At 62.5% G+C, this 9,628-nt stretch carries 10 protein-coding genes; 8 read left to right on the top strand and 2 right to left on the bottom strand.

What is annotated here, in order from left to right:
• Positions 1-639: 639 nt before the first annotated feature.
• Complete coding sequence (locus tag BUQ81_RS08255) at positions 640-1,764, bottom strand: murein transglycosylase domain-containing protein (RefSeq protein ID WP_074201933.1); 1,125 nt, start codon at positions 1,762-1,764, stop codon at positions 640-642.
• Positions 1,761-2,522, bottom strand: coding sequence for a methyltransferase domain-containing protein (locus tag BUQ81_RS08260; protein ID WP_074201934.1), 762 nt, complete (start codon positions 2,520-2,522; stop codon positions 1,761-1,763). The genes BUQ81_RS08255 and BUQ81_RS08260 overlap by 4 nt, the downstream gene beginning before the upstream one ends.
• A 107-nt stretch (positions 2,523-2,629) precedes the next feature.
• Between BUQ81_RS08260 and BUQ81_RS08265 the strand changes: the two genes are divergently transcribed.
• From BUQ81_RS08265 to BUQ81_RS08650, 8 genes are all read left to right on the top strand, one after another.
• Positions 2,630-3,613 (top strand): AAA family ATPase, encoded by a 984-nt coding sequence (locus tag BUQ81_RS08265; protein ID WP_074201935.1) that lies wholly within the window; start codon positions 2,630-2,632, stop codon positions 3,611-3,613.
• Positions 3,610-4,500: a DUF58 domain-containing protein gene (locus tag BUQ81_RS08270; protein ID WP_074201936.1), complete on the top strand. Its 891-nt coding sequence runs from the start codon at positions 3,610-3,612 to the stop codon at positions 4,498-4,500. The genes BUQ81_RS08265 and BUQ81_RS08270 overlap by 4 nt, the downstream gene beginning before the upstream one ends.
• Positions 4,493-4,825 (top strand): hypothetical protein, encoded by a 333-nt coding sequence (locus tag BUQ81_RS08275; RefSeq protein ID WP_074201937.1) that lies wholly within the window; start codon positions 4,493-4,495, stop codon positions 4,823-4,825. Before BUQ81_RS08270 ends, BUQ81_RS08275 begins: the two co-directional genes overlap by 8 nt.
• Positions 4,822-5,859: a vWA domain-containing protein gene (locus BUQ81_RS08280; protein WP_074201938.1), complete on the top strand. Its 1,038-nt coding sequence runs from the start codon at positions 4,822-4,824 to the stop codon at positions 5,857-5,859. Before BUQ81_RS08275 ends, BUQ81_RS08280 begins: the two co-directional genes overlap by 4 nt.
• The gene (locus tag BUQ81_RS08285) at positions 5,846-6,841 is read left to right on the top strand and encodes a vWA domain-containing protein (RefSeq protein ID WP_074201939.1); all 996 of its coding nucleotides are present in this window, start codon (positions 5,846-5,848) and stop codon (positions 6,839-6,841) included. Before BUQ81_RS08280 ends, BUQ81_RS08285 begins: the two co-directional genes overlap by 14 nt.
• Positions 6,838-7,632, top strand: a complete 795-nt coding sequence (locus tag BUQ81_RS08290; RefSeq protein WP_074201940.1) for a tetratricopeptide repeat protein — start codon at positions 6,838-6,840, stop codon at positions 7,630-7,632. The genes BUQ81_RS08285 and BUQ81_RS08290 overlap by 4 nt, the downstream gene beginning before the upstream one ends.
• Positions 7,626-8,924, top strand: a complete 1,299-nt coding sequence (locus BUQ81_RS08295) for a hypothetical protein (RefSeq protein ID WP_074201941.1) — start codon at positions 7,626-7,628, stop codon at positions 8,922-8,924. Before BUQ81_RS08290 ends, BUQ81_RS08295 begins: the two co-directional genes overlap by 7 nt.
• A gap of 72 nt (positions 8,925-8,996) precedes the next feature.
• Positions 8,997-9,628 (top strand): retention module-containing protein (locus tag BUQ81_RS08650; RefSeq protein WP_200770573.1); only part of this gene is annotated, 632 nt, incomplete at its 3' end.

Raw genomic sequence — 9,628 nt, forward strand, 5'->3', positions numbered from 1 at the left:
GGCGCCCACCTGGTGGTTGTGACGCCGTCGCGTTGATCCGGTGCCCACCTTGTGGGTGTGACGCCGTCGCGTTGCTCCGGCGCCCACCTGGTGGTTGTGACGCCGTCGCGTTGCTCCGGCGCCCGCCTGGTGGTTGTGACGCCGTCGCGCTGCTCCGGCGCCCACCTGGTGGTTGTGACGCCGTCGCATTGCTCCGGCGCCCACCTGGTGGTTGTGACGCCGTCGCATTGCTCCGGCGCCCAACGGCTTCGCCGTTGTCGGCTAAGGGGTCCCGGGACTTTGGAGTGTCGATTGACACTCGAACAGTACAGTCTTAACAGCTGCTTGCAAGGGGTTTTGGAACGGTCGAAACGCCATTTTGAAAATGATTATCAATAATAGCGTTTTTCTGTGGATAACTCTGTGGATTAAATTTTGAAAGTGCTTTATTTTCAATAAGTGCCCCATCGAAATTAAAAAACCTTGCAAGGTTGTCTGTGCAGGCATATGTTAGCAAAGTTGTTTTAGAGTGTCGCGTTTTTTCGGATGGTGGTGCTTTTGGCGACCGTTCGCAGCGGGGTTGCCGTGAGTCAGGTTATTTTAATATTTCGCCGCTGGGGTAGTAGGGGCTGAAAGGTGGCCAACAGGTTGAGCGTTCATTCAGGCGTATTTGCGCTGGGCGGCGACTACCTTCTGCACATAGCGGCGTGCTTCGGCATGGCTCAGGTGGCGGCGCAGGTGGGCATACACCTGTGCGGGTGTCATGGCGTTGATGCGGGCGAGGGCGTGGCTGCGGCGGCTACTGAAGGCGCGCAGCACATTGCCGGCGCCGGTGTTGTAGGCGGCGATAATGCAGTAGCGGCGGCTGGTGGGGTTATGGATTCCGGCCAGATAGCGGCTGTTGAGCAGGTGCAGGTAGGTGCTGCCGTATTCGATGTTGCTGGCGGGTTTGAACAGGGTGGTGCGTGAGGGGATGCCGTCGCGCCCGGTGAGGTAGCGGTGCGCGTCCCGTCCGGCGGTGCGCGGCACCACTTGCATCAGGCCATAGGCGGGCGCGGGGCTGACCGCGTAGGGGTTGAAGCTGCTCTCCACTTCGATAATGGCCCAGATAAGGGAAGCAGGCAGGTGGTAGCGGCGCGCGTGGCGCAGCACGTAGGCGGCGTAGCGGTGCTGTTGCACGCCGGGAATATTGTCCACCATGGCGAACTGCACACGCAGGCGCGGTTTGCCATTGATGGTGACCCTTTGCAGGCGGTGGGCGATGAGCCAGTCGGCGTAGCGGCGCGCCCGCCACAAAGTGCGGATGGGCTTGCGGTCCTGGTCCAGCACCAGCTGGTAGAGAAACGGCTCGCTTTTCAGCGTAATGGGTGGCGCGTCGCTGAATAGGTCGAACTGGGTCGGGTCTTGCGGTGCCAGCAGGGTGGCGACGATGGCCTGCCTGAGGGCGGCGCGGTCGCGCTGCGTCTCCACGGTGATCTGCCCGCGGCTGAAGTCGATCAGGGCGCGGGACTGGTAGTGGTCGGTGTATTTCACCACTTCGCGGCGGCTGGGCACCTTTTTGTCGCCCCAGACGATGCCGGCCTGTTTCAGCAGCTGCGCTAGCTGGCGGCGCAGCAGGCTGTCCACCACAGGCACGCCCACGCTGGGGACCTGGCTGGTAATGGCGCCGGCCACGTCCTTGCGCGCCAGATGCTGTGCGGCGGAAATGCCGCGGCGGATTTCACTGGGCGTGCAGCCGCTGAGCAGCCCGCCGCCGAGCAGCGTCAGCAGTGTGCGCCGTTTCATGCCGTGCGCCTCGCCAGCAGGTGGATGTAGCGTCCCATATTGCGAAAAGTGGGTTCGCGGCAGTATTTCAGTTCCACCTCGCGCAATTCGTTGAGATCGGTCTGCACCAGCACGCTTTCGTCCATGTAGTCGTGAAATACGCGGATGCCGGTGTGGGCAATAATCTCAAATCCGTGCGCAGCGAGCCAGTCGCACAGCGCTTCTGGCTTTTGCGGATGGGGCGGGGTGAGCTTTTTGCCCTTGCCGAGCCACTTCTCATCCAGAATGTAGCGCAGCCGCCAGGTGCCGCGCAGGGCGTTGCGGTAAATGAGCGCATGGTGGTTGAAAAACAGCAGCGACAGGTGGCCGCCGGGTTTGACCTTGTCGGCTACGGTCTGCAGCGTTTCCAGCGGTTGCGCCAGCCATTCGATGACGGCGTGGAACAGCACCAGATCCTGCGGCGGTAGCTTCGGGGCGATGGCCTGCGCCGGGGCGTGATGAAAGGTGATGGGCAGGTCACGTTCTTGCGCGCTCTGCTGCGCCCGTTCCAGCATGCGCTGGGAGATGTCGCAGCCGATTACCTCGTGCCCCGCTTCGGCAAACCAGCATGCCATCTGCCCCAGCCCGCAGCCGGCATCCCACACGTGCAGGGGCGGGCAATTGCGCAGGGCGCCAAGATCCTGCTGCAGCAGTTCCAGCCGCAGTTGTCCCTTGAAGGTGCCGTAAATGCGGCGTTCGAATTTATCGACCAGGTTGTCGAAATTGCGGTCTTCCAGCATGGGGTTTATTGTAGTCGGGATAGGCCTTATGGCCAGATGGAAAAAGTTGATGGCAGCAGCCCTGTGACCGCAATAGAATGCAGGGATTCAAATAGGGAGTATTGTCCATGTCCGACACCTTGCGGCAACAGTTCGAGCAGCTGCGCACCCAGTTGAGCGAGCAGGTTATTGGCCAGGCGGCCATGGTGGACCGCATGATCATCGCCCTGCTCGCCGGCGGACACGTGCTGCTGGAAGGTCCCCCGGGGCTGGCCAAAACCACCGCGGTGAAGGCGCTGGCGGCGGCGGTGCACGCCCGCTTTCAGCGCATTCAGTTTACCCCGGATCTGATGCCGTCGGATCTGACCGGTTCCGAGATCATCGACCCGGAAACGCACGAACTGCGCTTCGTGCCGGGGCCGCTGTTTCACGAAATGGTGCTCGCCGACGAGATCAACCGCGCCCCGCCCAAGGTGCAGGCCGCATTGCTGGAGGCCATGGCGGAGCATCAGATTACCGCAGGGGGCGAGACACGTCCGTTGCCGGAACTGTTCATGGTGCTGGCTACGCAGAACCCGCTGGAAAATGCCGGCACCTATCCGTTGCCAGAGGCACAGCTGGATCGTTTCATGTTTCATGTGAAACTGGATTATCCGGATGAGGAAGCGGAGCTCGCGATTCTGCGCCTCGACCGTGCGCGGCATTTCGAGGAAGACGCGCCGCTGGTGGACAGTGATCAGTTTGAGATTCTGCCGGCGCAGGTGCTGGCGGCGCGCAAGGGGCTGGCCGACATTCATATCGCTGAGCCGGTGGAGCGTTATCTGGTGAGTCTGGTGGTGGCCACGCGCGATCCCGAGCGGTATGACGCGGAGCTGGAGGGTGTGCTTGCCTTTGGCGCCTCGCCGCGGGCAACCCTGGCATTGATGCACGCCGCCGCCGCACGGGCCTGGCTGGACGGTCGCGATTATGTGATTCCGGACGACATCATGATGCTGGCGCCGGACGTGCTGCGCCATCGTATCGCCCTCAGCCACAAGGGGCGCGCGACAGGCTGGGACAAGGACCGCCTGATTGCCCATCTGTTGGACAAGGTACCCGTCCCCGTCGAATGAACCCGGCCACCGACTCCATCCTTTCCACTGATGATCTGGCGCAACTGAGCGTCGAGTGCGATCAGGCGTGCCCGACGCTGGCCGACGCGCTCATCAGCCTCAAGCAGCGGTTGGGGCCCTACGCCTCACCCTATCTGGGCAGCGGCTTCGAGTATCAGGAATCGCGCCCCTATCAGCCGGGCGATGCGCTCAAGCAGCTTAACTGGCGCTATTTCGCCCGCAGCGGTGAACTGTTTACCCGCTTGTACGAGCAGGAGCGGCAGGCACGGCTGCTGCTGGTGGTGGATCAGCGGCAGGTGATGCGATTTGGCACCCGTGTGCGCCTCAAGGTGCAGCAGGCGGTGCGGCTGGCACTGGGGCTGGTGCGGCTGGCGAGCGCGGAAGGCATGGCCGTGCAGCTGCTGCCGCTGGCGGATCACGGTGCGCTCTCGCCCTTGCTGCAGGGACGCACGGCGCTGGATCAGGCCGAAGCGTTGCTCAATCAGCCGTGCCCTCCGGGTGAGCCTACGCCTGACGATTGGGAGGCGGTACGGCTGCCGGTGGAGCAGCTGCCGGCGGGCAGTCTCATTGTGCTGATCGGCGATCTGATGGACCTGGAAGCAAACACCGCCCGCTGGTTCACTGAACAGGCACCCTACAAGGCTACGGCGGCCGTGTGGGTGCAGGATCAGGCCGAATGGCAGGTGCCCCCCGGGCGCTACGAACTCCATGACCTGCAGGGGCAGACCGGTGCACCCGTGGATGCGGCGCGGGCGCAGGGGTACGCCGCTTGGGCACAGGAACGCTTTGGAGCACAGCAGCGGCAGCTGGCGGAGCAGGGGATGATCCTCTATCGCCTGTGGGGCCACGCCCGCCTGCACGAGTTTGAGGTGCTGAGCGATGGATGAAGCCCTGCGCGGTCTGAGCGATATTGTGCTGGTGCCGCCGTCTTGGCCGGCGGTCCATGAGGCCGCGCTCTGGCCGTGGCTTGTGGGGCTGGCACTGCTGATCGGCGTGCTGCTGTGGCAGCGCCGCCGCCTGATGCTGCTGTGGCTGCGCGCCCGGCTCCGGGCCGAAAACGCGCAGCCCTGCGCCTGCCGTCTGTATGCCTGGCTGCAGGGCTGGCACACGCCGTTGACACGGGACCAGCGGGTGCAACTGGAACAGCTCTGCTTTGGCGGGGACGGTGACGCAGACACGCTCAAGGTGCTGCTGCGGGAGCTGAAACCGTGAACATCACCTTTGCCCATCCCGAAGTCTTTGCGCTATTGCTGCTGCCGCTGCTGATGGCGTGGTTGTGGCGGCGTTACGGTGGTGAAAACGACCTGCAGGCGGCGAAAAACAGCCTGATTCAGCGCTTTCGCCATCCCTGGTGGACCCTTTTTGCCGGGGCGAAAAAATCCGCCGTGAAAAAAGTCGGGGATCCCCCTCACTGGGCGAAGGTTTTGCGTGTGGCCATTCTGCTGGCGCTGGCGGTGGCGCTGGCCGAGCCGGGTCGCGAGCAGGTGATCACACAGAAAAAGGTGGTGCACAGCCAGCATCAGCTCATGGTGGTGATGGAAGATTCCGTTACCATGCAGCTGCATGATTACGGCACGCCGGATGCACCGCAAACGCGGCTGGACGCCATCAAGGGTGCGCTGGCTGGTCTGATCGACGGGCTGGACAAGGCGCGTCTGGGTATTGTGCTCTATGGCGACCAGGCGGCGACCTTGCTGCCGCTCACCTTTGATCTGGTACTGGCAAAACAGACCATTGGGCGCATTCAACCAGCCCTGCTGGGCAGGACCGATGAGGCGGTGGGCGAGGGGCTGGCGCTGGCATTGCGGCAGCCGCATCTGAATGGCGTGATTCTCATCAGCGATGGGCTTGATCGACCCAGCCGCATGCCGTTGCTGCAGGTGCTGGCGCTGGCCAAACAGAATAAGGTGCCGCTGTTTGCCATTGGCGTGGGCACCGGCGGCGGCTATGTGGCGAAAACGGCGGGTCTGCTGTTTCAGCCGTTGGATCCGGCGCCGCTCAAGCGACTGGCGCAGCTGAGCGGCGGGTCCTACTTCGGCATTCACGATAATGCGGGGCTGCACGCCGCCCTGCAGACCATTACCCAGCGCACCGGTCAGCAGTGGACAAAAACGCAGACGCGGCGCGAATGGGTGAGCTATGCCCGCTGGCCTGCCGTGGTGGCGCTGCTGCTGGCGTTGGTCTATATCGGGCTGGGTCTGCGCTGGGCCACGCGTGCTGAGGCGATAACCGATGCTGCGCATTGAGCAGCCATTGTGGCTCGGCCTGCTGGCAGGGCTGGCACTGCTTGCGCTGTGGCGTCTGTGGCGTGCCCGGCTTGAGCAGCGGGCGTATGCGGATGAAGCGCTGCTCCCGTGGGTGGCGCTGGGCCGCACCCAGCGCTGGCGCCCCACGGCGTGGACGGTGCTGCAGCTGGGCACGGCGCTGCTGATTGTGGCACTGTCGAACCCGCAGTGGGGTGAGCGGCGTACCCAGAGTGCGACGCAGGTGGCGGCGGACGTGGTGTTCCTGCTGGACCTGTCCCGTTCCATGGGGGTGGATGACATTCCGCCCAGCCGCTTTGATGCAGCGCGCACGCTGATCGACCGGCTGCTGGCGGCGCTGGGGGAAAACAGCCGCGCAGGGCTGCGCGTCTTCGACGGTCAGTCGCACTGGGTAGTGGGGATTACCAAGGATCACAGTGTGGTGCGCTATTTTCTCAAGCGGGCCAGGGTGGACAGCCTGCCCACGCGGGGCAGCCGCGTGGAACTGGCGCTGGGGCAGACGGCGGCAGCGCTGCAGCGCGATGGCGTTAAGCAGGCCACTGTGGTGCTGCTGAGCGATGGCCATGCGCCCTATTGGGCGCAGCAGCCCAGACCGCCAGCGCTGGCTGCTTATGGCAAGGCATATCAGCTGCTCACCGTGGGCATGGGCACGCCGCAGGGCGGCTTTATTCGTGACGACAAGGCGGCAGATGGTGTGCTGTACTTTCGCAATGAGAAGGTCCGTGCGCCGCTTTATGAAACGATGCTGCAGGGGCTGACCACGCCACTGGGCGGCACCTACTGGCGCTATGATAGCGGTGCTGGGTTAGTGGATGCGCTCAAGCAGCGCATTCAGGCCTTTTCTGCCGAGCATGCCAGTGCCTCGGAAGAATGGCAGTGGCACTCGCTTCGCCCCTGGTTCCTCGGGAGTGCCTTCGTGTTATTTGTGTTGGCATTCTGGTCCGTGCGCTGGAGGCGGCGATGAGGCGTTGGCTGATTTTGATTCTGGCCATGAGTGTGCTGCCGGTGTGGGCAGACGATCTGTGGCAGCCCTATCGTCAGCACGACTGGGTGGTGGCGGAAAAGACGTTGGCCGGCGTGGAAAATTGGCGGGCACAGATGGCTGCCGGCGCCGCGGCGTATCGTCTGCACGCCTTTGAGCGGGCCATGGCCTATTTCCGCCAAGCAGCCTGGCTGGCTGAAAGCGACGCACAGCGGGCGCAGGCGCTGCTGAATCTGGGCAATACTTTTTACCGCCTCAAGCGTTATGCCGAAGCGGTGGAAACCTTTCAGCAGGCGCTGGTGTATGCACCGCAATGGGATAAAGCACAAAACAATCTGAAGGTGGCGCAAAACGCCTATGTGCACTGGCTCGCACAGCAGAAAATGCGCGGGAGTGGCGAGGCGTTAGGCACCCAGCAGGTGGCGGACAATTTCGCCTTTGCCGGTGGGCGCAAGCCCAAGGCGAGCCAAGGCGGGGGCGGTTGGTCGGATAATGCCGGCAAGCCGTCGAAGCGCAACGGCCAGCCGTTGGCGCGCACATGGGGCTTGGAAACTGGCAGTGATAGCCGTATTCCGCCGCTGATGGCACCGCAGGCAGAAACTTTGCTGGCCGATGCGCTCACCCGCAGCCGCTGGGTGGAAGCGCTGCGCCCCACAGTGCGTAAACTGGAGGACAATCAGTGGGCGCTGCAGCAGCGGCTATTCGAGCGTGAGGAGAACTTTCCTGCGGCGCAGAAGCAGCCGCACGCCATTGAGGGGGCTGCGCCATGGTAAGGCTTGTCTGGTTGCTATTTCTTGTGGCGCTGGCGAGCACGGCGCAGGCCAAACGCATCAAAATTTATCCCGCGGAACCCATGCTGGGGCAGGCGGTGACCCTCTCCATGCCGGCGGATATTCCGTTTATCGAAAAGCGCTTCAACTGGGCGGCGCTCAAGCACTGCTTTGCCGTGTATGGGGCCGACTATGGCAGCGAGCGGGTTCGCTTTACTCTGTATCCGCGGCGTGTCGGTGCGTGTGACATCAAGAGGGAAAAGTGGGAAACCTGGGAGGTGCCGAGCCGTTTTGTGGTGCGGCCCAACCCGGATGTCAAGGTACAGTGGACCCCGCCGGGCAATACCGCCTGGGTGCGGCAGGGCGTGCGCTGGCAGGCCCAGGTGTCGCTGAAATCCCAGAGTGGCTACAAGGCATGGCTGGAGGCGGCGCAGCAGGACAAGCGCCGCTGGATATTCAGCCCTCTGATAAATGACCAGTTGCAGGCATTGTGGTGGCCGACCCGAGCAGGCACGGAAACCCTGGAGTCCCTGTTCGTGGCGGTCAAGAACCCGGGCGGGCAGATCTGGCGCTTTCCCAGCGATGCCATCTCGCTCAAGGTTCAGCCCTTGCCGGTCTGGCTGCCGGCGGATGTGCTGGTGGGACGCATTGATGCGTTTGTTTTCAAGCCGTCCATGATGATCGCAAAGGGAAAAGCCGAGCCGGTCCAGCTGGTGGTGGGTGGCCTCAATCTATATCCCGATCTACCACCCCAGCCGGAAACCCTGCTGCCAACGGTTAAGGATATTCGCGGGGGCTATGGTCAAACGCATGTCAAAACGGACTGGACACCGGTGGGGCAGGTTGTGCAGGTGACATTGCAGCAACCTCTGATTGCCGAAGCCTACGGCCCGGTGCGGTTGCCGGAAATGGCCCTGCAGAGTTTTGATCCGATTAGTGGCCGGGTGGTCCGGGTCAGTGTGCCGGCGCAAACCCTGTGGGTGCTGCCCGCTTGGTTGATCACTGCAGGCAAGTTTGTGGCGGTGATATTGATTTTAGGACTTGTTGGCGTCCTTGCGCGGGCGACCTGGCAGCTAGGCTGGGATGCCTGGCTGGCCTGGCAGGCACGACAGCAGCAGGGCGCTGCACTCTGGCACGCCATGCTGCGTTGGTACCGCTGGCGTATTGATCCCTTCAAGCGGCATCACCTTCCACGAACACTGAGGGAATGGCTGGCCTCTCACCCAAAGCCAGAGGTCTGGCAGCCCATCATTCAGCAACTGGAAACTACATTTTTTGCCAAAAATCCTCCTTGAGGAGGATGTTTTGCCCGTCTCCGTCCTTATAGTAGTAACTAACAAAAACTCGATAAGGCAGGAGATTTCACCATGGCGGCAGTACTCGGCACCGTTCAGTCACTTCAGGGCATTGTTCAAGTTCTGGATCCTATTACTGGTCAAATCCGCCAACTTCAGGTGGGTGATCAGGTTTATGCCGGAGAAATCATCCTCACGCAAGGTGGTGGCTCGGTTGCCATTGAGCTGAAAGATGGCAGTATGCTGACATTGGGTGAAAACAGCAAGATTCTGCTGAGCGAGGATTTGCTGCAGGAAGGTGAAGATGCACAGTCCAATGTAGCACTGCAAAGTGCAGAAGCCCTGCGTCAAGCGCTTGCCGAAGGAATCATTACACCTGAAGAGCTGAACAAATTGGAAGCCACTGCAGCCGGTGGGCCTGCTTCAAGCTCAATCAGCGGTGATGTAGGTATTCTTACCATTTCCAACCAGACCGGTGAGATCAACGCCGGCTTCGATACCAATTTTGTACTTAATAATCCGCAAACTGCGACAACATTTACTCCGTTGGCTGCCGAGACGGGCAATAATGCCAGCCCGAGCCCGAGCCCGAGCCCGAGCCCGAGCCCGAGCCCGAGCCCGAGCCCGAGCCCGAGCCCGAGCCCGAGCCCGAACCCGAACCCGAACCCGAACCCGAACCCGAACCCGAACCCGAACCCGAACCC

This window comes from Sulfurivirga caldicuralii (assembly GCF_900141795.1).
Taxonomy (GTDB): Bacteria; Pseudomonadota; Gammaproteobacteria; order Thiomicrospirales; family Thiomicrospiraceae; genus Sulfurivirga; species Sulfurivirga caldicuralii.